The organism is Pseudarthrobacter sp. fls2-241-R2A-127, assembly GCF_030209355.1.
Taxonomy (GTDB): domain Bacteria; phylum Actinomycetota; class Actinomycetes; order Actinomycetales; family Micrococcaceae; genus Arthrobacter.
In genome coordinates, this window is sequence record NZ_JARVSF010000023.1 from 42,165 (window position 1) to 64,503 (window position 22,339).

Below are 22,339 nucleotides of genomic sequence, written 5' to 3' on the forward strand. Positions count from 1 at the left end.
CGAAAGGGCAACGATGAATACCGCAGACAATGTCGTCGAAATGCGCTCGATTTCCAAGAGCTTCAACGGCGTACCCGTACTGAAGGATGTCAGTTTCGACGTCCGCAAGGGTGAAGTCCATGCGCTCGCAGGAGGAAACGGCGCAGGGAAGTCCACGCTCATGAAGATCCTCCAAGGCGTCTACCAGGCAGACGCCGGCGAGATCCTGATCGGGGGCAAGCCCACCGCCATCAACTCGATCCAGGACGCAAAGGCCGCCGGGATCGGCATGGTCTTCCAGGAGTTCAGCCTGGTACCGAGCCTGACCGTTGCGCAGAACATTTTCCTTGCCGCCGAACCGCTCGGCACGGGCGGGCTCATCGACGACCGTGCCTCGGTGCGCCGGGCCAAGGAAGTCTTCAGTGAGATGGAGGTCGACGTCGATCCACGCGCCGGAGTCGCGCGGCTCGGCACCGCTTACTGGCAGCTGACCGAGATCGCCAAGGCACTCGCGCAGAATGCCCAGGTGCTCATCATGGATGAGCCCACGGCCAGCCTCGCCCGGCATGAATCCGAAGCGCTCTTCGAACTGATTGACCGCCTCAAGCAGCGGGGCATCTCCATCATCTACATTTCCCACCGCATGGACGAGGTGTACCGGCTCGCGGACCGCATCACCATCCTCCGCGACGGCCGGCACCTCCTCACCGCGCCACTGACGGATGTCACGCCCGAACAGATCGTGGAAGGCATCGTTGGCAAGAAGATCGAAGGCCAGCTGTCCTACCGTGCCCGTGATCATGTGGCCCAGGACGGGGCGCCCTTGCTGGAAGTCCGCGGGCTCACTGCCGGGCAACGGGTCCGGGATGTTTCATTCGCGCTCCGGCCCGGTGAAATCCTCGGCCTTGCCGGACTGATGGGCAGCGGCCGGACCGAGCTCGCCCGTGCCCTGTTCGGCATCGACAAGGTGGACAGCGGCGAAATCCTCCTGCGGGGCAAGAAGGTCAGCATGGGCTCGCCCCAGCAGGCCATCAACGCCGGAGTGGCCCTCATCCCGGAGGACCGCAGGGCCCAGGGCCTTGTCCTGGAGCATTCCGTCCAGGACAACCTGCTGCTTCCCCTCCTCGGCCAGATCCAGCGGGGGCCCCTCCTGGACGGTGCGAAGGGGAAGGAACTGTCTTCGTCGCTGATCAAACGGTTCGCAGTGAAGGTTGCGCACCCCCACCGGCCGGTGCGGCTTCTCTCGGGCGGCAACCAGCAGAAAGTGGTCATCGCCAAGTGGCTGGGCACGGATCCGGACATCCTGATCCTTGACGAGCCAACAGCCGGGGTGGACATCGGCACCAAAAGCGAAATTCTCGACATGATCCGGGAGCTTGCCAGCGCCGGCAAAGGCGTCATCGTCATCTCCTCCGAGTACCCCGAACTACTCGCGGTCAGCGACCGCGTCCTCGTCGTCAAGGACGGCTCCATCATCCGTGACATCCCCCGCAGCGAGATCGCTGACGAGGAATATCTCCAACTTGCAGTACAGGGAGTCTGAAAGTGAGCAACGCAAACATCACCGCGCCACGGGACACCGTGGCCCCCCGAAATTTCGGCACCATCCTCAAGGAACTCGACTGGCGGCGCTACGTCATCTACATCGGCTTCGTCGTGGTGTTCCTCTTCTTCGCGGTTCTGCTCCGCGACCAGGGCTTCCTCTCGCCCAACAACCTGCTGAACATCTTCCGGCAGACCGCCACCATCACCGTCATCGCCGTCGGCATGACATACGTGATCGCCTGCGCCGAGATCGACCTCAGCGTTGGTTCCGTGGCCGGCCTCTCCAGTGTGTGCACTGCCATGGCCCTTTCCCAGTGGGGCCTGGTCCCCGGGATCCTCGCCGGCCTCGCCGTCGGCCTCGTCGTCGGATCGATCAACGGTGCCCTCGTCAGCCTCCTCGGCATCCCATCGTTCCTGGTGACACTCGGCATGCTGGGAATCGCCGTCGGCGTGGCCCAATGGATCACGGCGTCAGCGCCCCAGCCCATCCTGAACGACACCTTCAACACGCTGTTTGGATCCGGCAACTTCGGCCCAGTCCCGGGCCTGGTGGTCTGGAGCGCCATCTTCGTCGCCATTGGCGCCGTCGTGCTGAACCGCACCAGGTTCGGACGCCAGGTCCTGGCCACCGGAGGCAACCGCAACGCCGCCGAATTCACCGGAATCAACACCAAGCGCATCAAGTTCCAAGTACTCCTGATCTCGGGAATGGTGGCAAGCGTTGCCGGCATGCTCTACGCCGGACGGCTGCAGTCCGGCCGGTTCCAGTGGGGATCGGGGGACGAGCTCTCCGCCATCGCCGCCGTCATCCTGGGCGGAACCAGCCTCTTCGGCGGGTTCGGCTCCATCATCGGCACCCTCTTCGGCGCCCTGCTGATCGGCCTGATCAACAACGGGCTGATCCTCGCCGGACTCGACAGCAGCCAGCAGCAGGTGGTCCGCGGCGCAATCATCATCCTGGCCGTCGCCCTGGCCCGAAAGAAGTAGCCGCCATGGCCTCCCAACTTCGCGCAGGAATTATCGGAACAGGATTCATGGGCTCTGTCCACGCCCACGCTGTACGCGCAGCAGGCGGAGTAGTCACCGCAGTGGCCGGCAGCAGCCAGGCGTCAGCCGAAGCAGCAGCCTCCGTGCTCGGCGCCCGCACCGCCGCCGAATCCGCTGAAGCCCTGATCGCAAGTGCGGACGTGGACGTCATCCACATCTGCACGCCGAACGCCACCCATGCCGGCCTCGCACGCAAAGCCATTGCCGCCGGTAAACCAGTGGTGTGCGAGAAGCCCCTCGCCACCAGCGTCGAGGACGCCCGGGAACTGGCCGAGCTCGCCGAGCAGGCAGGTGTGGTCACGGGCGTGCCGTTCGTGTACCGGTTCTATCCGGCCGTCCGCGAAGCCCGCGACCGTATCCTCCGCGGCGACGCCGGCCGCCTCTGGCTGCTGCACGGGTCCTACCTGCAGGATTGGCTGGTCGGCGCCGAAGCCACCAACTGGCGGGTCGATTCAAAGCTCGGGGGAGCCTCCAGGGCCTTCGGTGACATCGGCGTGCACTGGTGCGACCTCATGGAGTTCGCCACCGGGCACAGAATCACCAGGCTCGTGGCAAAGACCAGCCGGGCCTACGACGAACGCGAAACCGGCGGACAGCTGTCCTCCGTTGCCACCGAGGACGGGGCCACGCTCCTGTTCGAGACGGACAAGGGTGCCACCGGATCCCTGGTGGTCAGCCAGGTCAGTCCGGGCCGCAAGAACCGCCTCTGGTTCTCCTTTGACGGAACCGAAGCGTCCTTCTCCTTCAACCAGGAGCGGCCGGACACCCTGCACATGGGCGGCACCGGGTCCAGCTCGGACATCGCCGTCGGCCCGCAAACACTGACCACCCCCGGCGGCCGGCGGTACGCCAAACTCCCGCCGGGCCACCCCCAGGGATACCAGGACAGCTTCAACTCGTTCGTGGCCGACGTCTACGCAGCTGTCCAGGGGCAAACACCGGAAGGCCTGCCCACGTTCCGGGACGGCCTGCGCGCGGCCCTCCTCACCGATGCGGTGGTCACCTCCGCCGCACAACAGTCATGGGTGGACGTTCCCGGCCCTGACGCTTCACTCGAATTACTCCAGTCCTCCTCAGCAGCTGAAAGGCAGAAGCAATGAAACTTGGTTACTGTTCCATCACCTGGGGCGGCGTCGTTGGCCATGCGCAGGGCGTGACGAGCGTGAAGGACCTCTTCTACCTGACCAACGGGTCCATGCGGGACGCAGTCCAGGACATCGCATCAGCTGGATACCAGGGTGTGGAAATGTTTGACGGCAACCTGGCCGAATATGCAGGGAAGCCCGAAGAACTCAAGGAAATCCTGAGGACCGCCGGAGTTGAACTCACAAGCGTCTATACCGGTGCGAACTTCATCTACGCCGACATCCTGCCGGACGAAATGCACCGCATCCACCGCGCCGCCGAACTGGCGGCAAGCTTTGGGGCGGAACGGCTCGTGGTGGGCGGCGGAGCACGCCGCGCCGCCGGCACCACCGACGCGGATTACCTCCGGCTCGGCGAAGCGCTGGACAGCGTCACGGACATCGCTGAAAGCTTCGGGTTGTCCGCAAGCTACCACCCGCACCTGAGCACCATCGTGGAAAGCCCGGAGGAACTGGACCGGCTCATGCCGCTCACCCGGATCGGCTTCTGCCCGGACACCGCCCACCTTGCGGCCGGCGGAGCAGACCCGGCCGCCGTCATCCGGAAGTACGCCGACAGGATCCAGCACGTCCACCTGAAGGACTTCCAGAAGGACCCCTTCAATTTCCTGCCACTGGGCCAGGGCGAGCTGGACTTCCCGGACATCATCGCCGCCATCCGGGAAAGCGGATACGACAGCTGGCTCATGGTCGAACTCGACAACTACGACGGCGACCCCCGCGAAGCAGCCGTCCTCAGCAAGAAGTACCTCGAAAATCTCCTCTCTCACTAATTTCAACCGCCGGGACTGCCATAGATGGCAACGCCCTGCCTTCCGGAAGGAACACGATCCACATGCAAAACCTCAACGTCGGCCTCATCGGAGGCGGCTTCATGGGCAAAGCCCACTCCCTGGCCTATGCCGCCATGCCCATGTTCTTTTGGCCCGCACCGGCGCTCCCGGTCCGCAAAGTCATCGCCGAAGCCAACCCGGATCTCGCCGCCGAAGCGGCCCGCCGCTTCGGATTCGAAAACTCCACCGCGGACTGGCGCAGCATCATTGACGATCCGGACATCCACGTCGTGGACATCGCCACGCCCAACCACCTCCACGCCGAGATTGCCATCGCCGCCGCCGAAGCGGGCAAGCACATCATCTGCGAAAAGCCCTTGGCGCGTACGGGTGAAGAATCCAAAGCGATGTACGACGCCGTCAAAGACAAGAACATCGTCCACATGGTGGCCTTCAACTACAGGCGCACCCCCGCAGTTGCCCTGGCAAAGAAATACATCGAGGAAGGGGCAATCGGACAAATCCTCAACTTCCGTGGCACCTACCTGCAGGACTGGAGCGCCGACCCCAACTCCCCGCTGTCCTGGCGCTTCCAGAAATCCATTGCAGGTTCCGGCACCCTCGGGGACATCGCAACGCACGTCATCGACATGGCCAGGTACTTGGTGGGCGAGTTCAGCGCCGTCAATGCCCTCATGGCCACCTGGATCCCCGAGCGGCCGCTCCAAACCGGCGGCGCCGATGCACTCGGCAATACACGCGGCGGAGAAGGCCCCCGCGGGCCGGTTGACGTGGACGACGAAGTCATGACCATGATCCGCTTCGCCAACGGTGCCGTGGGTTCCGTGGAAGCAACCCGCAACGCCCACGGAAGGAACAACTACATCACCTTCGAAATCCACGGGACCGAGGGAAGCATCGTGTTCAACTACGAGCGGCGCGACGAACTGCAGGTCTGCTTCGCGTCCGATCCCGGTGACCGCCGCGGATTCCGAACCGTTTACACCGGGCCGGCACACCCCTACGGAGACGCGCTTTGGCCCATCCCGGCCCTCGGCATCGGATACGGCGAAACAAAGATCATCGAGGCCCACGACTTCTTCAAGGCCATCGCAGAAGGCGGCAGCGTGAGCCCCAACTTCGCAGACGGCTACCAGGTGGCGCTCATCGACGACGCCATCGTCGAGTCCGCGGCCAAGGAAACCTGGGTCGAGGTCCCGCAAATCGACGCATAACCCACCGGGAGGGGCGGCCAACAGTCCGCCCCTCCCACAGGCACCGGACAACCCGAGGACGTAAAAATGCCACACACAACAGGCCGCCAAGACGATGCTGAAGTCTGGCTCATGCCAGTATTCACCGCCAAATTAGGGCAGGACACAGCGCTCAATGATGCACTCATCGCGCTGCAATCCTTGAGCCGAAAAGACCCCGGATGCCTGGAATACACCGTCTTCTCCGACGATCACAGGCCAGGTACCTTCGTCCTCATTGAGGGATGGGTGTGCCACGCCGACCTTGAGGCCCACAACGACGAAGCCCATGTAAAGGAATTCGTGGACGCGGTGCAGCCGATGCTGGCCGTACCGTTCTCCGTAAACCCCATCACCCCTCTCGTTTGATGCCTGCCGGGTGAGGAAGGACGACGGCGGGAGGCGAGTCCCGTCGTCGTCCTTCCCCTTCCTTCGCGGTGGAGCGCCGTTGTAGGGTCATCGCGTGATCGTCCCTGATATTTCCCAGAACGCCGAGGCGGTGGCGGATCACTACGATGAGCTCGATCCCGTCTACCGCCGGGTGTGGGGAGAGCACGTCCATCACGGGCTTTGGGCGACGGGCCGCGAGACGCCCGCCGAAGCCGTCGAGGCGCTGGCGGTCACAGTCGGCGACAGGCTGGGGCTTGTGCGCGGGGAGGTGTGTGTCGACATCGGCTGCGGATATGGCGCCACGGCGAGGCAGCTCGCAGGGACGCGCGGGGTCCGCGTCACGGGCTTTACGCTGTCCGCCGGGCAGGCCCGCTACGCAGCCGGACATCCCGTGCCGGGCGTGGACGTCCATGTCCGCGACTGGCTCCGCAACGGGGTTCCCGATGAGTCGGCCGACGCCGCCTGGGCGATTGAGTCGAGCGAGCACATGGTGGACAAGCCCAGGTTCTTCGCGGAAGCGCACCGCGTGCTGGCGCCCGGGGGCCGCTTCGTCATCTGCGCGTGGCTTGCCGGGCCCGACGCCAGCGGGTGGAAAGTCCGCCACCTGCTCGAGCCGATCTGCCGTGAAGGGCGCCTGCCCTCGATGGGCACGCGCGAGGAATACGAGGCGATGGCTGTGGCGGCCGGATTCACGGTGACCGGCTACGAGGACGTCAGCCGCCGCGTGGCCCGAACGTGGATGATCTGCGCTCGACGGCTCCTGAAGGCCTTGCTCGTCGACCGCGAGACCCGCCGGCTGGCCCTGCGCGCGCGCCACCGCGGTGCCGTCTTGGGCATTCCCCGCCTGATCCTGGCCTACCGCACCGGGGCGATGCGCTACGGGATCTTCACCTTGTCGAAGGCCGGGAACGTCAGCCGCTGACCCGGCAAACTAGCGCTGGCAAGCGTATGATCCCTCGGCTCAAGGCACTCCTAGGGCAGCGGCTGGCGCTCGCCCACCCTGACGGAGGACGACGGCGGCAGGTAGTCGCGCCGTCGTCGTTCCATCCGGCGCTGCTGGCTTGGAGACGGGATCCTGGCACGCTTGGCGCCGTTGCACCTGGCACAGGCCGCCACGAAGTTCTGCAGGCTGGTGGAGCCGCCCTTGGACCACGGGTAAAAGTGGTCGCCATGTTCGGCCGGGCGGCCACAGCGGCGCCCGAAGCCGGCTTCCAGCTCGCACAGTCCGCCGGCGCGGGCCATCCCTTCGCGGCGCTGCTGGCGGGTGAACCGGCGCACGGGGTCGCGGCGGCGGACGTCACGGCTGGTCATGACCGCGGCGATGACGGCGAGAACGACGGCGGCTGCGCCCGGAAGCACCGCCGCCGAGCCGACCCGGCCGAGCACGCCGCTAAATACCTCTGAAACGGCGGACACCCCGGCCCCGGCAACCGGTGCCGCCTTTGCCATCAATGCCGCCAGCACTGCGAAGGCGAGCCACAGCAGCACCGCCAGGTACGCCAGGCGAAGCGCCTGCCGGGTCCAATAGATACGGCCGAGCTCCGACATTAATCCCCCAAAAACGTTCACCGGGCGCCACTGGCCCGGGTTGTCCAGGACAGCGTATAAGCCAGCCACGGGCGGCCGGCCCAGTTTTGGCTCAGTTTTTGCTGAGCTTCCGGACGCCCCCGGACGAACCCGTCTGCAAGGATGGATCCCATGACTCACACCATCCGCCAGCACCAGGAATCCGTCACGGTCCACGTCCCCGTCGGGACGCTCTACGACCTTGTCTCCGATGTCACCCGGACCGGCGAATGGAGTCCGGTCTGTAAGTCCTGCTGGTGGGATGACGAGGCCAGTGCCGGCCAGGTGGGTGCCTGGTTCACGGGCCGAAACGAGCTGCCGGAGCGGACCTGGGAGACGCGCTCGCAGGTGGTGGCCGCCGAGCCGGGACGCGAGTTTGCCTGGGTGGTGGGCGGCAAGTACGTCCGCTGGGGCTTCACCATGGCCCCTTCAGATGCCGGAACCATCCTCACCGAATCGTGGGAATTCCTGCAGGAGGGAATAGCCATGTTCAAGGAAAAGTACGGTGACGACGCGGACGCGCAGATCGCCGAGCGCACCCGGCAAGCGCTGGACGGTATCCCCAAAACCCTGGCGGCAATCAAGAAGATCGCGGAGTCCGCGTCGGGCCCGGCCGGCGACGCCACCGGATTCGAGGCCGCGTACCAGGCAGCCCAAAAGAGCCTGGCCGAAGGCGGCATCCCCATCGGTGCCGCGATTACCAGGGGCGGCGTGGTGTTTGCCAGCGGCCACAACGACCGGGTCCAGAACGCCGATCCGATCGCCCACGGGGAGATGTCAGCGCTCCGCGCGGCCGGACGGCAGAAGAGCTACCGGGACACCACCCTCTACACCACCTTGGCACCGTGTGCCATGTGCGCCGGGACCATCATCCAGTTCAAGATCCCCCGAGTGGTGGTGGGGGAGGCACGGACGTTCGACGGCGAGTTGGAGCTTTTGCGCTCACGCGGCGTTGAGGTGGTGGTCCTGAATGACCAGCGCTGTGTGGACATGATGGCCTCTTTCCAGGCCGACAAGCCGGAGCTGTGGGCGGAGGACATCGCCGAATAGCGCCGGTCCATGGCTGCTGCGCTGGTGTCGCCTAGGGGTGAACCGGGGTGGCTGCCTGGTCGCCTAGCACGGTGGTCCAGGGGCTGGCGGTCCAGGCTGTCACCACTCCGTTGAGGACGTAGGGGTCGGCGGCGGCGAAAGCTTCGGCGGCCTCCACCGGGTTCTCGCCGGTGAAAATCAGCAGCCCTTTGAAGGGGCCGCTGCCAATGGCACCGCCCAGCAGGAGCTCGCCACGTTCCACTGCTTCCCACCCCGCGCGGAGGTGGTCTGCACGGTACTGTTCGCGGGATTCAAGGTAGTCGTCCGCGTAGGTGTATTCGAGCACAGCGTGCACGCGTAACCGTCCGTTCCTGGTAGGGATCCGCTGCTTGCAGAAGTAGCGTACCCGCCGGGGGAGTCGGGGGCTAACCCCGGAGCGTCCGGTAGATGCCGGTGTGGTCCAGGCCGCCGTCTCCGGCCGCGATCATCTTCTCAAAGGCACTCCGCAGACAGCCCGCCAAAGGAAGCGTCAGGCCGGAATTCCCGGCAGCCTCGGCGATGAAGTTAAGGTCCTTCAGCTGGTTCCTGGCCGAGCCGCCGCCGTCGAAATCCTGGTCTATGAAGCGGTGCCCCTTCTGTGCCAGCACCTCCGAGCTGGCCAGGCCGCCGGCAAGGACAGCCTGCACCTCCGCAAGATCCAGGCCGGACGCCGCAGCCAGGGCCATGGCCTCGGCCAGCGCCGTCACGGTGGCGGCGACCACGATCTGGTTGCAGGCTTTGACGGTTGAACCGGCCCCCGTCTCCCCGAACCACGCCACTTTGGCGCCATACAGCCCGAACAGCGGTGCGCAGCGTTCAAACGCGTCCCGCGGACCTCCGGCCATGATGCTGAGCCGGCCCTCTTCGGCGCCGATGGTTCCGCCGCTCAGCGGCGCGTCAACCACCGTCACCCCCCAGTTCCGCCGGCACTCCTCGCCGAACGCGGCAACGGCCACGGGTGAAACGGTCCCGTGGACCACGAGGATGGGCTGTTTGGTGCCGGCGCGGTGCCACCCGGCCAGCAGCCCGTCGTCGCCCTCCAGCAGGTCCTTGACCTGCGGCAGGTCCGGCAGCACCGTCAGGACAATGTCCCGGGCCGCGCCGGCAGGGGAGGCCGCAACACTGCCGTCCGCGATGGCCCGGGCTTTGTCCGGCGTCCGGTTCCACAAGGCCAGCGGTATGCCGGCGGCCAGGATGTTCCGTGCGATGGGCGCCCCCATCGGTCCGGTACCCAGCAGGGCCACGGACCCGTGGATGGCGGGCTGCTGCTGATGCTCAAGTGTCAATGTGGTCATGTTCTCTAGAAGGGGATAAGGCCGGCGAGGGCGGGGAGGAATGTGCTGAACCAGGGCACGGCGGCGAGGACGAGCAGTCCGATGAACACGGCGATGAGGTAGGGCCAGAAGTGCTTGAGGCTCTTCTCGACGGTTTCGTGTCCGGTTGCGCATGCCACGTAGAAGCCGACGCCGGCTGGTGGGGCGAAGGAACCGATGCCCATCGAGATGATCAGCACCATGGCGTACTGCACCGGGTTGACGCCGAAGCTGGTGGCGATCGGGAGCAGCAGGGGCGCGAAGATCAGGACTGCAGGGAGGCCCTCGAGCAGCTGGCCCATGATAATCAGCAGCACAACGGTGAAGAGCATGAACAGGACCGGTGAATCGCCCAGGCTGGACATCAGGTCGTGGATCTGCTGGGAGACGCCGGCCAGGGCGAGGGTCTGCGCCAGGGGCGAGGCGGCGGCGATGATGAACAGCACCATGCCCGCCGTGGTGGTGGTTTCCCGCAGCGTGTCACCCAGCAGCCGCTTGCTGCCGCGGCGGTAGGCGGCGGCCAGGATGAAGGCATACGCGACGGCGACGGAGGACACCTCGGTGGGGGTCGCGAAGCCGCTGAGGATCCCGGCCACCATGCCCACAGGAAGCAGCAGCGTGGGAATCGCGAAGAAGGTGGCTGAACCGCGGGTCCGCCACGTTACCTTGGTGCTCGCCACGCCGCCCTGCTTGCGGGCCCGGACAAACACGAGCGCCATCACCACCAGGGCCAGGAAGGCCGCCGGCAAGAACCCCGCCAGGAACAGGGTGGTGGTGGAAATGGTGGTGATGGACCCGAGGACCAGCAGGACGATGCTCGGCGGGATGGTCTCGCCCATGATGGCTGACGCCGACAGGACCGCAACCACCTCGCCGCGCGGGTACTTTCGTTCTTCGAGCATGTTCCGCATGGTGGTTCCTACCGCGGCAACATCTGCCACCTTGGAGCCGGAGATGCCGGAGAAGATGTACATCGTGACCACCACCACCTGAAGCAGGCCACCGCGCAGGTGCCCGATGAGTGCGTCAACGAGCTTGGCCAGGGGGAGCGTGAGCCCTGCGGAGTTCATGACCGTCCCGGCGAGGATGAAGAACGGGATGGCGAGGAGGACGAAGCCTTTGGCACCGGAGGCCATGCCGATGGGGATGGCACTGACGTCAGAGATGCCGCCGAGGTAGAGGTAGATCACGGACGCCAGGGCCAGCACGAAGGCGATGGGAAGGCCCAGGAACAGCAGGATGAACAGCACCGCCAGGACGACGCCGAGGAGGAGGTTTGGCGATGCGTAGTAGAACAGCGGCGGGCTGAGGACCACCAGGGCAATGAGTGCCGCAGTGATGCCGGCCGCGACGAACACGGGGCGCCGCTCTTGCCGCTTCAGCTTGACCAGCGCGAACCATGCGATCAGGAGCATCCCGGCCGAGAAGGGAAGGGACACCCAGAAAACCGGCAACTGGAGGATGGGGGTCTTCTCCTCGATCTGCTGCACCAGGGTGGGGACATAGAGGGCAAACGATCCTGCGCTCATGACGAAGACCAGGCAGTCGACAAGCGCCGCAAGGTAGGGCTTCCAGGTGGCCGGCAGCCGCATGATGAGGGCCTGGACGGACATGTGCGCACCCTTGGGGTAGGCGATCGCCCCGCCGATGAAGGCGATGGTCAAGAGCGCGATCTCCGACACCTCCTGCGTCCACAGCACGGAATCGCCGGTGAACAGCCGGACCATGATGTTCAACAGGATGACCAGGAGCTCGGCAATGATCGCCGCCCCAACAGTGCCTTCGAGGACCTTGTCGAACCATATGGCACCGCTCCAGCGAGGCGGGACGTGACCGTGGTGCAGGATCTCTTCCGCGTCAGAGGGGAGGACCTCTTCAAGTTCCTCGGGAGGGAGGGTGCGTTTCATGTTCTTCCAGACTGTCGACATTGAGAGCGGATGTGGTGCGCGGGCGCCGGGGCTGTACGCCCCGGCACCCTTGCGGTTAGTTGGAGGCAGTGAAGGCGATCGCCTGGTCGAAGAAGTCCTTGCCGATCAGGTCGGAGAACTTGGGGTACAGGGACTTCGAGGCGGTCTTGAATTCCTCGATGGCGGAGGCGCTGAGCTCGTTGGCCTGCATTCCCTTGGCCTTCAGGTCATCCAGCTGCTTCTTGGACTGCTCCTCGTCGTAGCCGGTCTTGAACGTGGCCGTCTCGGCCGAGGCATCGGTGAGGGCCTTCTTCTGGTCGTCCGAGAGCGTGCCCCACTTCTTCGATGACAGCGCCAGGACCCACGCATCATTGATGTGGTTGGTCAGGGACACGTACTTCTGCACCTCGGAGAACTTGTTGGTCCAGGGCACCTCGATCGGGTTTTCCTGCCCGTTGATGGTCCCGGTCTGCAGTCCGGTGAAGACCTCGGAGAACGCCATGGTGGTGGGGCTCGCCCCGAGCGATCCGAAGTAGTCCGTCCACAGTGGGTTGCCCGGAACGCGGATCTTCATGCCCTTCAGGTCCGACGGCTGCTGGATGGGGCGCACCGAGTTGGTGATCACCCGGCCCGTCCTGGTCATGAAGTTTAGCGCCACGGTGTCCTTCTGGGCCAGCTTGTCCTTCAGGACCTGGCCCGGCTTGCCGTTGAGGAAAGCCGCCTCCTGAGTGGTGTCCTTGAACAGGTACGGGATGCTGATGCCGTTCATCTCCGGCACCACGGAGGCGTACACGGACGTTGACAGGATCAGTGCGTCCAGGGATCCTCCCTGGAGGCGGGTCACGGCCGCGTTCTGGTCGCCGCTGAAGCTTGTCCCGTTGGGAACAACTGTGACTTGGACGGACCCATTGGAGGTCTTCTTGACCTGGTCGGCAAAGTGCTGGGCCGAAACGCCGACAGACGAGTCGATCGGGTCCGGGATGGACAGCTGGATCTTCGCCGGGGCTGCGCCGCCGGTCCCGCCGGCCGCCCCGGAGGCGCAACCGGCCAGGAGCGAGGCGGCGAGAGTGCAGGCCAGCGCTCCGGTGAGGGCACGGAGTTTCGATTTCATGTGAAGCCTTTCTTCGTTGGAAGGAGTCAGTTCAAGGGGTGCCGGTCAGGCGGTGAGGGCGGATTCCGTGACGAGCGCTTCGGTTTCCCGGCGCAGTTCCAGGGCCTGGGCCAGGGATTCGTCCATGATGACGTCGTCCCAGCCCACGGTTGCACCCTTGGCGATGTCGTTGCGCAGTTCCACGTGGTGGGCCAGTGCCACGGGCAGCGCCCCGGTTTCCACCGAGTGCCGGGCGGAAACGAGCTTGCCCCAGACGGTGTAGCCGCCTTCGCCGTCGAGGAATTCGCCGGCCTTGAGGTCCTTCTTGGCCGTGGCCACCACGTCGCCGAAGAACCCCACGGGAGAGCCGGTGGCAATACCGCGGAGGGCGGCGTTGGCGATGGAGACGTTAAGTTCCAGGCCGACGTAGTGGTAAGGGCGGTACAGTGCCGCGTACTGGCCGGTGGGGTCCGGGTGCCACGGGTACTCGGTGAAGCAGCCGGATACATAGCCGTTCGTCGCCTTGACCACCACGAAGACGCCTTCCTGGGTGTTGTGGCCGATCCAGCTGCCGTCGCGGTTGACGCTGGACATCACGTCGACGCTGCCCTCGTGGGCGAGGGCGCCGCCCACATCGCTTGGCCGGCAGACCGTGGCGATCTGCTCGACGTCGCCCGGCGTGAAGCTCAGCCCGTTGTCTGAGGGGACCAGTCCGGCACCGTTGGCGACGGCCGCCATCTCAATGGACGCCTTGGTGCCGTCCCGGAACGAGGTGTGCATGTACGGGTTCAGCTGGCCGGAATCGGTGAGTTCCTTCGAGAATTCCCAGTTTTCCCAGACGTTGTCCGGGTTCATCTCGTGGTAATGCTCAAGGTACTTGGCACCCTTGCCGGCACAGACGACGTCGAAACCGCTGGTCCGTGCCCAGTCCACGAGTTCCATGATCAGGGCCGGCTGGTCGCCGTAGGCCATGGAGTAGACCACGCCGGCGGCCTCCGCGCGGCGGGCCAGCGCCGGCCCCGCCAAGGCGTCGGCTTCAACGGTCACCATGATGATGTGCTTCTTGGTGTCGATGGCCCGCAAAGCGTGCTTCACGCCCACGATGGGGTTGCCGGTTGCTTCAACGATGACGTCGATGTCGACGTCGAAAAGCTCGTCCGCGTTCGCAATGATCGCTGTGCTGCGGTCCCGGAGGGCGGTGGCGATGTCCGGCGCGATCTGGTTCTTGGGCCAGCCGACAAGGTCGAAGGCTCCTTCGGCGCGCTTGACGTTGATGTCGGCGATGGCCACCACATGGATCCCGGGGATGTTGTTGGCCTGGGCGAGGTACATGGTGCCGTACCTGCCGGCTCCGATGAGTCCCACTCGGATGGGACGTCCCTGCTGCTCGCGGTCGCTGAGGAGCTTGTGAAGGTTCATGGGGGATCTCTCTGATTGGCGTTTCCGCGTCCGGGAAGCACCCCCACCGCACGGGTGGAGCAACTTCTTTGTCGCGGGATATGAATTCGAGGACCGGAGTGGAACCGGTACCACTTTTGTACCAGCGGGTGTTAGGCTGTGTCAACGGTCACAACGGAAACGCGTTTTCTGACGCCTCCCATGACGCCAAAGCTATTGGCGCCGGCGATCGGGTAGAACCTTCAATGAGGAGGAGAAGTGAAGAAGGCTCCAACAATCCGCGATGTCGCGTCAGCGGCAGGCGTATCGGTTTCCGTGGTATCCCGGGTCCTCAACCCGGAATCGGGACCCGTTGCGCCCGCCAAGCGGGACATGGTGCTCCGGGTCATTGAGGACCTCGGTTACCGCCCGCGCGCTGCCGCCCGGGAGCTGAGCGTGGGCCATGCCCCCACCGTCGGGCTGGTGGTTGCCGACCTGGCCAACCCCTTCTTCGCCCAGTTGGCAGACCGGATTGTCTGGGAAGCGCGCAGCCACGGAGTGCAGGTGGTGGTCATGACCACGCAGGAAGACCCCCACCTTGAAGCAGACTCCCTGGACACGCTCCTTGACCGGTCCGTCGGCGGCGTGATCGCCACGCCTACCGGCGCTAACGTTGAAAAATGGGCACGCCTGCAGTCCCTGGGCGTCAATGTTGTCTTCGTGGACCGCACCATCCCGGAGCTGGCTGACGTTGATGTTGTGAGCATCGAAAACGTGGACTCTGCCCGCCGCGCCACCGAATACATGCTCGGCCTCGGGCACACCCGGATCGGCTTGATCACCGGGCCCATCAGCACTTCCACGGGTAGATCCAGGATCCAGGGCTACCAGGCCGCCCACGACAGCCGCTCGGTGCCGGTGGACCCGCAGCTGATCCGGGATGTGCCCTTCCGTGGTGACGGAGGGGGTGACGCCGTGGGGTCCCTGCTGGCGCTGCCGGACCGTCCCACGGGAATCATCGTGGCCAATACTGCCCAGGTCCAGAGCGCTGTCCGGCGCCTGGTCCAGACGGGCACCCGCATTCCCAACGATCTTTCGGTCATCGTCTTTGACGACAGTCCCTGGACCGAACTGACAAGCCCGCCGCTCAGCATCATCCGCCAGCCCATCGGCATGCTCGCACTTCACTCCCTGGAGTTGGTGCTGGGGCGGATGCAGGGCAAGTTGCCTGACGGCCAGCGCACCATCGAAGTCAATGCCGACTTCGTGCCGCGCAACAGCTGCTCACCACTCGTACTCACGCCAACCAGATAAGGAACACCACCATGACTGTCATCGTTACCGCCGTCTTCACGCCCCAGGAAGGGGCCTTCGACGCTGTTGCCGCGGCCCTTTCCCCCGCCATCGCCGAAGTGCACAAGGAGCCGGGCTGCCAGCTCTACGCCATCCACGAGGCCCCGAACGGCCAGATCGTCATGATCGAAAAATGGGACTCGGCTGAACTGCTCGACGCCCACGGCGCGGGAGACGCCGTCGCGCGGCTGAACGCCTCACTTGAGGGCCTCTTGCAGGAGCCGGTGGCCGTCACCAGGCTGACCCCGATGCCCGCCGGAACCCCGCACCAAGGAGAGCTCTGACAATCAAACTCCCGTCCTGAACGTTTACTTCGACCGCCGCCATCCCGCCATGGACTGCTCCGTTGGGGACGCCTAACCTCAGGTAAAGCGGGCAAAGGAGTCGTCATGAAACGCAGGCCCATCGGTCCGGCCACCGTGGCTTCCGGTGACCGGACCGGAACGGCTTCCCGGTCTCCCAGGCGCGTGCACTGGATGGAACTGTTTTTCGATCTGGTGTTCGTCGCGTTTGTGCAGCAGCTTGCCCACGGGATCCACGGGAACCCGGGGTGGGCCGAGTTCGGTACCTTCGTGCTGCTGTTCTTTCCGGCCTGGTGGGCGTGGGTAAACATAGTTTCCGTGATCAACCTGCTGCCCCGGTTGTCGCCGCGAGCCTTGGGCGTGGCAATGCTCGCGGCCATGGCCGCCGCGGGCCTAATGGCCATTGCGGCACCCGGCGCCTTCGGAGAACGGGCCTGGGCTTTTTCCCTGTCCAACGGCGCAATGCGCGTAGTCCTTCTGGTGCTGTGGCTCTACCACCACTACCACGGGAGGTCGGATGAATCGCCGTGGCGGATCTGGATCTACAACGGCGGCACGGCTGTCCTCTGGTTCGTCGCCGCGTTCCTGCCCCTCCACCTCGCTGTGGTTCTGTGGGCAACATCGATCGTCGTCGAGATTGGCATGGTGGCACTGAGCGGGCGGCTGTGGGCCGACCGCGGCGTGGGCGGCATCGACATTGAGCATGCCTCCGAGCGCCTCGGACTTTTCGTCGTCATTGTCCTGGGGGAGTCCGTGTCCGCGATCGTCACTGAAGTGTCCGGCGAATGGAGCCCGGAAGCGGGTATGGCCGGCGTGTTGGGCTTCCTCGTGGTCGCTTTCCTGGGGTGGGCCTTCTTCCAGTACGGCACCGGCGCCATCAACGAAGGCCTGGAGTGGCTGCAGGGCAGGTCCGATTTCACCGGAATCCTGCTGACCACCCTGTTCTATCCGTTCCTTTTGGTGGCGGGCATGACGGCGATCGCTGCAGGGATCGCCACCGCCATTCCTGCGGCGTTCGAACCGTTGCCGCCAGGCGCAGCAATTTCACTCGGCGCCGGTCTTGCCCTCTTTTATGGCTGCAACGCCATCGTTTCGCTCCGTTATGGCCGGCGTCCTGGCACCGTCCTTCCCTGGGCTGGGCCCGCCGTGGTGGCCGCACTGGGGCTGATACTGCTGAGCGCCCTGGTCCCCGCCGCGGTCAGCCTGCTCCTCGCCGTCGTTCTCCTGTTCTTGGTTACCGCGTACAGCGAGATCCAGCGGCGGATCCGCCTGGCCGATGCTTCCGCGGACCCATCCTCACCGTGATGGCCGAGGGTGTTCGAACCCGGCCCCCCGGAAAATGCACGTTTGTGCAAGCGGTGTTGGGTGGCTTCCCACGGCTTCACCGGCCCAAAATTGCTACTCACCAGTAACAATGAGTGTGATCCCCACCACAGCTGCCGGCGGGAGGGGTGCTGCAAGAACGGAATTCCGGCCGCACATCCGTGCAGTTCCGGTGCGGAGGACCGGCTCCGCTGCCAGCATGGAAACCTCGGTCCGGCGCCTGATGGCCCCCAACACCAGTCGCCGGGCTTCCCCGCAGACAGACGAACAAAGAGGTTTCCATGTCATTCCTAACCCGGGCCCTGTCCGTTGCCGCAGCCGCGGTCCTTGCCTCCTCCCTGATGGCAGTTCCCGCCCAAGCCGTTGATGTGTCACCGCCGGGTGCCAACGACTGGACCTGCAAGCCATCCGCGCAGCATCCGTATCCGGTGGTCCTTGTCCCCGGCACGTTCGAGAGCATGGAGAAGAACTGGTCCACCATGTCGCCGTACCTCAAGAGCGAGGGATACTGCGTCTTCGCCCTCAACTACGGTGAAACGAACGGCGTCTACGCCACCGCTCCGGTTAAGGATTCGGCAAACGAGCTCGCGCCCTTCGTTGACTCCGTGCTTTCCGCCACCGGCGCCAAGCAGGTGGACCTGGTGGGCCACAGCCAGGGCGGCATGATGCCCCGCTACTACATGGGCTTCCTGGGCGGCGCGAAGAACGTCCACCAGCTGGTGGGCATCGCCCCGTCCAACCACGGAACCGAGGGTGCGATCCTCCCGCCGCCGGACCTGGTTCCGACGCCCGACTACACCGCGGCCGGCTGTGCGGCCTGCGCGGACCAGCAGGCAGGTTCACCGTTCATGCAGGAGCTCAACTCCATCGGCGACACTGTCGCCGGGCCGGCCTATACGGTCATCTCCACCACCCACGACGAGGTGGTCATTCCTTATAACAGCCAGTTCCTTAGCGGATCCGCACGGCAGGTAACCAACATCACCATCCAGGACAAGTGCCCGGCGGACGTCATTGAACACGACCAGACGCCGAATGATCCCGTGGTGCAGCAGCTCGTGGGCAACGCCCTGGGTCAGGCCACCGGCCCGGCGGACCCGGCGTTCCAGCCGGTCTGCCTTTAACTCCTGAAGCGCTGACGACGGCGCGCGGCCGGCAGACAAGCCGGCCGCCCGCCGTCGTCCTCGGCTCGGTTTGGGGACGGGCTGCCGGACTTTAGTCCCTGTTCTGGACTAACCCCCGGGCGTACCGTCAAAGTGGATCCTGCGCCTGCGGGAACCGCGTTATGAGGGGGCATCATGGCCAGGCCCGGGCTTACTGTACTCAGTGTCGTGGGGTTCAGTGCCACGCTGATGCTGACAGGATGCTTCGGACCGCCGGCCCCCGCCCCGACCACCAGTTCGGCGGCGCCAACCACTACCGCAGGCCCCTCGGCGAGCACCACGGCAAGCTCCTCCGCCGCGCCTGCCTCCACGGCTCCTTCCACTGCGCCGGCCACCACGTCAGCCGCGCCCAGCACCACTGCCGCTGCGCCGCCGTCGGCCCCGCCGTCGTCCGCCCCGGCCGGCCCAACGGCCACCGCGGAACCCGGTCCCACGGGCCTGCCCGAACAGGTGGGGCCGCTCACCGTGTATTACGTGGCTGTCGGGGACAACGGGATCTCCGGGCCACGGATCGGCTGCGGTGACAGCCTGGTGGCCACCACCACAGCCCCGGTCCGCTTCACGGACCAGGTGGGCCCCAGCGTGGGGACACTGCTGGCGAACAAGAGCCGCGACGTCGGCATGTCAGGGCTGATCAACGTGCTCTACCAGTCCAGCCTCACCTACGTGGCCGGTGAGCTTGACGGCAGCACCATCACCATCTGGCTGACCGGACAGTTCATGCTGGGCGGGGTGTGCGACATCCCCCGGGCGAAAGCCCAGTTGGAGTACACGGCCATGGCAGCTTCCGGTGCCACCAGCGCCCAGGTGTTCGTCAACGGGCGGCCCATTGATGAGGTCCTAAGCCTCAAGTAGCACTGTCGGTCCGGCGACGTACCCTTGGAACCATCCACTACTTGAGTGTGCGAACGGATCCATATGCCAGAGCTGAACGTGCAGGAACGGGCCTCCCTCCTGCTGCCCATTACCGAGGCAGCGGGCCTGACGGCGGACCAAACACTCGCGCGGCTGGGTTCCGGTCCGGGCGGGCTCACCGACGAGGAAGCGGAAACCCGCCTGGCGGAGATCGGGCCCAACGCCGTCCGAACCCACCGGGCCAACGGGTGGGCCGTCCTGGGCCGCCAGTTCGCCAGCCCCATCCTGATCCTCCTGATCATCACCGCCGGGCTGTCCCTCTTCCTGGGCGACGCCACCAACTCGATCGTGATTGGAGTGATCCTCCTGGTCAGCGTTGGCCTCGGATTCACCAACGAGTTCCGGGCCGAGCGCGCATCCGAAGCCCTGCACGACCGCGTCACGCACCGAGCCGTGGTGCTCCGCGGTGGAGCCACAACAGAAGTGGACGTCACCGCACTGGTGCCCGGCGACGTCGTCCACCTCTCCCTGGGCGCCATCATCCCCGCTGACATCCGGCTCCTGGCCACCGGCAACCTGCTGTGCGACGAAAGCATCCTGACGGGGGAGTCCCTGCCCGCCGCCAAGGACCCCGCCGCCGTGCAGGCCGGCGCGGCACTGGCGGACCTCTCTTCCTGCGCGTTCATGGGCACCGTCATCCAGTCCGGCAACTGCACCGGCGTGGTGGTGGCCACCGGCGGGCGCGCCGAATTCGGCCGGATCGCCCTGGGCCTGGGCGAACGGCAGCCGCAAACCGAATTCCAGCTGGGCCTCAAACGGTTCTCCTTCCTGCTGCTGCAGGTGGCTATCGGACTTACCACGCTGATCTTCATCGCCAACCTGCTGCTGCAGCGGCCGCTCATCGAATCGCTGCTGTTCTCCCTGGCCATTGCGGTGGGCATCACGCCGCAGCTGCTCCCCGCCGTCGTCAGCACCTCCCTGGCCACCGGCACCCGGCAGCTGGCCAAGCGGAAGGTCCTGGTCAAGCGGCTGGTATGCATCGAGGACCTGGGTGACATGGACATCCTGGTCACGGATAAGACCGGCACCCTCACCGAGGGAAAAATCAGCTTCACCGCTGCCATCCCGGCCGCCGCGGACATGTCCGGTGACGCCCTGCTTACCCTGGGCCTGCTGGCCACCGAGGCGGACTACACCGAGGCGAAGCTCACCTCCGCCGGGCAAAACCCGCTGGACGCCGCCCTCTGGGACAGCCCGGGCGCCTCCGGGTTTGATCCTGGACGCTACGAGCGGCTGGACATGATCGGCTTCGACCACCAGCGCCGCCGCACCACCGTGCTGGTGCGGGAGGCCGGCGGGCCGCCGCAACTGGTCACCAAGGGTGCGCCCGAGGACGTCCTCGCCCTGTGCGGCCCGGTCCCGCCGGCCGTGCAGGCCTTGCTGGACAAACAGTTCGACGCCGGGTCCAGGGTGGTGGCCGTGGCTTTCCGCCAGGCCGACGGGCCGGGCACGCTGACCGCGGCCGATGAACGCGGCCTCACACTGGCAGGCTTCCTGGTATTCCTGGACCGGCCCAAGGCCAACGCCCGGCAATCGCTGGACCGGCTGGAGGAACTGGGCATCTCCGTCAAGATCGCCACGGGCGACAACGCCAAAGTGGCCGAGAAAGTCTGCGCCGACCTGGACGTCACCTCGGGCGGCACCCTCACCGGGGCGGACATCGACGCCCTGTCCGACGCCGACCTCGCCGCCTCCGCCCGCACGGCCACCATCTTCGCCCGGGTCTCGCCCGAGCAAAAAGCCCGCATCATCGCCTTGCTGCGCCAGAGCGGCGGGTCCGTCGGATTCATGGGCGACGGCGTCAACGACGCGCTCGCCCTGCACAAGGCGGACATCGGCATCTCCGTGGACAGTGCCACGGACGTCGCCAAGGACGCAGCCGACGTCGTCCTCCTGGACAAGGACCTTGGCGTCCTGGCCGAAGGGGTGATGGAGGGCAGGCGGATCTTCGCGAACACCATCAAATACGTCCTGATGGGCACCTCCAGCAACTTCGGCAACATGTTCAGTGCCGCCGTCGCCTCCGTGGTGCTGAGCTTCCTGCCCATGCTGCCCGGCCAGATCCTGCTCAACAACCTGCTCTACGACAGCGGCCAGCTGGCCATCCCCGGCGACCGCGTGGACAAGGAACAACTCCGGGCCCCCTCGCACTGGAACATCGCCTTCATCCGCCGGTTCATGTTCCTCTTCGGGCCCATCAGCTCGCTGTTCGACTTCGCCACGTTTGCCCTCATGCTGTTCGTGTTCGACGCCGTGCCGGGCGAGTTCCGGGCCGGCTGGTTCATCGAGTCCATCGCCACCCAGACCCTGATCATTTTTGCCATCCGCACCCGGCGCGTGCCGTTCGTGCGGAGCCGTCCGTCCGCCGGGCTGATCACCGCATCCCTGGGCGTAGTGGCACTGGGCATCTTCCTGCCGCTTTCGCCGCTGCAGGGCGTCCTGGGATTCGACCCCCTGCCCGTGCCGTTCTTCCTGGCCCTGCTGGGCATGATCGTGCTGTACCTGGTGCTGGTTGAGATCGCCAAAGCGTGGTTCTTCGCCCGCGCCGCGCAGCAGGTGCCCACCGTTCCGGTACGGCGCCGGGCGGACACCCACCACATCGCACGCCGCGCCTTCCGCTTCAGCATCCCTGTCAAGGTTCCCCCGATCCCGGCCGGCCCGGCAGGAATCCGGCCTCCCGGCAGGCGTCGGCGCCAGGTCCAAAGCAATTCCCCCTGACCAGGGCGCGATGCGGCCGCTCGGGGGTTAGCATGGCAGGGAGAGGGTCTTGGACTGTCTTACCCGGATTCAGGGCGATGAAGCCCGCCGTGGATCATGCTGGTCAACCGAC

The 22,339-nt window shown here is 65.8% G+C and carries 20 protein-coding genes and 1 pseudogene; 15 read left to right on the forward strand and 6 right to left on the reverse strand.

Features of this window, described 5'->3' with window-relative positions:
• The first annotated feature begins 13 nt into the window (after positions 1 to 13).
• The 7 genes from QRN53_RS15350 to QRN53_RS15380 all read left to right on the forward strand — a co-directional run bounded on the left by QRN53_RS15350 (position 14) and on the right by QRN53_RS15380 (position 7,054).
• A complete protein-coding gene (locus QRN53_RS15350) occupies positions 14 to 1,522 on the forward strand; it encodes a sugar ABC transporter ATP-binding protein (protein WP_285244703.1) in 1,509 nt (502 codons plus the stop codon).
• A 2-nt stretch (positions 1,523 to 1,524) separates the two neighbouring features.
• On the forward strand, positions 1,525 to 2,511 hold the full coding sequence (locus QRN53_RS15355) for an ABC transporter permease (protein ID WP_285244704.1): 987 nt from the start codon (positions 1,525 to 1,527) through the stop codon (positions 2,509 to 2,511).
• 5 nt (positions 2,512 to 2,516) lie between these two features.
• Entirely contained in the window at positions 2,517 to 3,671 is a 1,155-nt protein-coding gene (locus QRN53_RS15360) for a Gfo/Idh/MocA family protein (RefSeq protein ID WP_285244705.1), read from the forward strand.
• Positions 3,668 to 4,489 carry a sugar phosphate isomerase/epimerase family protein gene (locus QRN53_RS15365; protein WP_285244706.1) on the forward strand — a complete coding sequence of 274 codons (822 nt, stop codon included), beginning with the start codon at positions 3,668 to 3,670 and terminating at the stop codon, positions 4,487 to 4,489. Before QRN53_RS15360 ends, QRN53_RS15365 begins: the two co-directional genes overlap by 4 nt.
• Positions 4,490 to 4,551: 62 nt before the next feature.
• Positions 4,552 to 5,724 (forward strand): levoglucosan dehydrogenase, encoded by a 1,173-nt coding sequence (locus QRN53_RS15370; RefSeq protein WP_285244707.1) that lies wholly within the window; start codon positions 4,552 to 4,554, stop codon positions 5,722 to 5,724.
• 66 nt (positions 5,725 to 5,790) lie between these two features.
• On the forward strand, positions 5,791 to 6,111 hold the full coding sequence (locus QRN53_RS15375) for a putative quinol monooxygenase (RefSeq protein WP_285244708.1): 321 nt from the start codon (positions 5,791 to 5,793) through the stop codon (positions 6,109 to 6,111).
• A gap of 94 nt (positions 6,112 to 6,205) precedes the next feature.
• A complete protein-coding gene (locus QRN53_RS15380; RefSeq protein WP_285244709.1) occupies positions 6,206 to 7,054 on the forward strand; it encodes a methyltransferase domain-containing protein in 849 nt (282 codons plus the stop codon).
• 50 nt (positions 7,055 to 7,104) lie between these two features.
• On the opposite strand, the gene QRN53_RS15385 is transcribed toward QRN53_RS15380, so the two are convergent.
• A complete protein-coding gene (locus QRN53_RS15385) occupies positions 7,105 to 7,680 on the reverse strand; it encodes an HNH endonuclease (RefSeq protein ID WP_285244710.1) in 576 nt (191 codons plus the stop codon).
• A 150-nt stretch (positions 7,681 to 7,830) separates the two neighbouring features.
• On the opposite strand from QRN53_RS15385, the pseudogene QRN53_RS15390 reads away from it, so the two are divergent.
• Together QRN53_RS15390 and QRN53_RS15395 are read left to right on the forward strand one after the other, a co-directional pair.
• Positions 7,831 to 8,190, forward strand: a pseudogene (locus tag QRN53_RS15390) (SRPBCC family protein); the annotation flags it as partial.
• Positions 8,191 to 8,286: 96 nt separating this feature from the next.
• Positions 8,287 to 8,748, forward strand: a complete 462-nt coding sequence (locus tag QRN53_RS15395) for a nucleoside deaminase (RefSeq protein ID WP_285244840.1) — start codon at positions 8,287 to 8,289, stop codon at positions 8,746 to 8,748.
• 31 nt (positions 8,749 to 8,779) lie between these two features.
• On the opposite strand, the gene QRN53_RS15400 is transcribed toward QRN53_RS15395, so the two are convergent.
• The 5 genes from QRN53_RS15400 to QRN53_RS15420 all read right to left on the reverse strand — a co-directional run bounded on the left by QRN53_RS15400 (position 8,780) and on the right by QRN53_RS15420 (position 14,495).
• Positions 8,780 to 9,082, reverse strand: a complete 303-nt coding sequence (locus QRN53_RS15400; protein WP_285244711.1) for a YciI-like protein — start codon at positions 9,080 to 9,082, stop codon at positions 8,780 to 8,782.
• A 70-nt stretch (positions 9,083 to 9,152) separates the two neighbouring features.
• Entirely contained in the window at positions 9,153 to 10,061 is a 909-nt protein-coding gene (locus QRN53_RS15405) for an NAD(P)-dependent oxidoreductase (protein WP_285244712.1), read from the reverse strand.
• A 5-nt stretch (positions 10,062 to 10,066) separates the two neighbouring features.
• Positions 10,067 to 11,986 (reverse strand): TRAP transporter large permease, encoded by a 1,920-nt coding sequence (locus QRN53_RS15410; RefSeq protein WP_285244713.1) that lies wholly within the window; start codon positions 11,984 to 11,986, stop codon positions 10,067 to 10,069.
• 76 nt (positions 11,987 to 12,062) lie between these two features.
• Positions 12,063 to 13,097: a DctP family TRAP transporter solute-binding subunit gene (locus tag QRN53_RS15415; RefSeq protein WP_285244714.1), complete on the reverse strand. Its 1,035-nt coding sequence runs from the start codon at positions 13,095 to 13,097 to the stop codon at positions 12,063 to 12,065.
• Positions 13,098 to 13,142: 45 nt separating this feature from the next.
• On the reverse strand, positions 13,143 to 14,495 hold the full coding sequence (locus QRN53_RS15420) for an NAD(P)H-dependent oxidoreductase (RefSeq protein ID WP_285244715.1): 1,353 nt from the start codon (positions 14,493 to 14,495) through the stop codon (positions 13,143 to 13,145).
• 237 nt (positions 14,496 to 14,732) lie between these two features.
• On the opposite strand from QRN53_RS15420, the gene QRN53_RS15425 reads away from it, so the two are divergent.
• From QRN53_RS15425 to mgtA, 6 genes are all read left to right on the forward strand, one after another.
• Complete coding sequence (locus QRN53_RS15425) at positions 14,733 to 15,767, forward strand: LacI family DNA-binding transcriptional regulator (RefSeq protein WP_285244716.1); 1,035 nt, start codon at positions 14,733 to 14,735, stop codon at positions 15,765 to 15,767.
• Positions 15,768 to 15,778: 11 nt separating this feature from the next.
• Positions 15,779 to 16,090 (forward strand): putative quinol monooxygenase, encoded by a 312-nt coding sequence (locus QRN53_RS15430; protein WP_285244717.1) that lies wholly within the window; start codon positions 15,779 to 15,781, stop codon positions 16,088 to 16,090.
• A gap of 105 nt (positions 16,091 to 16,195) precedes the next feature.
• A complete protein-coding gene (locus tag QRN53_RS15435; RefSeq protein ID WP_285244718.1) occupies positions 16,196 to 17,413 on the forward strand; it encodes a low temperature requirement protein A in 1,218 nt (405 codons plus the stop codon).
• Between the two features lie 299 nt (positions 17,414 to 17,712).
• Entirely contained in the window at positions 17,713 to 18,555 is an 843-nt protein-coding gene (locus QRN53_RS15440) for an esterase/lipase family protein (protein WP_285244719.1), read from the forward strand.
• Between the two features lie 207 nt (positions 18,556 to 18,762).
• Positions 18,763 to 19,449, forward strand: a complete 687-nt coding sequence (locus tag QRN53_RS15445; RefSeq protein WP_285244720.1) for a hypothetical protein — start codon at positions 18,763 to 18,765, stop codon at positions 19,447 to 19,449.
• A gap of 63 nt (positions 19,450 to 19,512) precedes the next feature.
• Entirely contained in the window at positions 19,513 to 22,227 is a 2,715-nt protein-coding gene (gene mgtA, locus QRN53_RS15450) for a magnesium-translocating P-type ATPase (protein ID WP_285244721.1), read from the forward strand.
• The last annotated feature ends 112 nt before the right edge of the window (positions 22,228 to 22,339 follow it).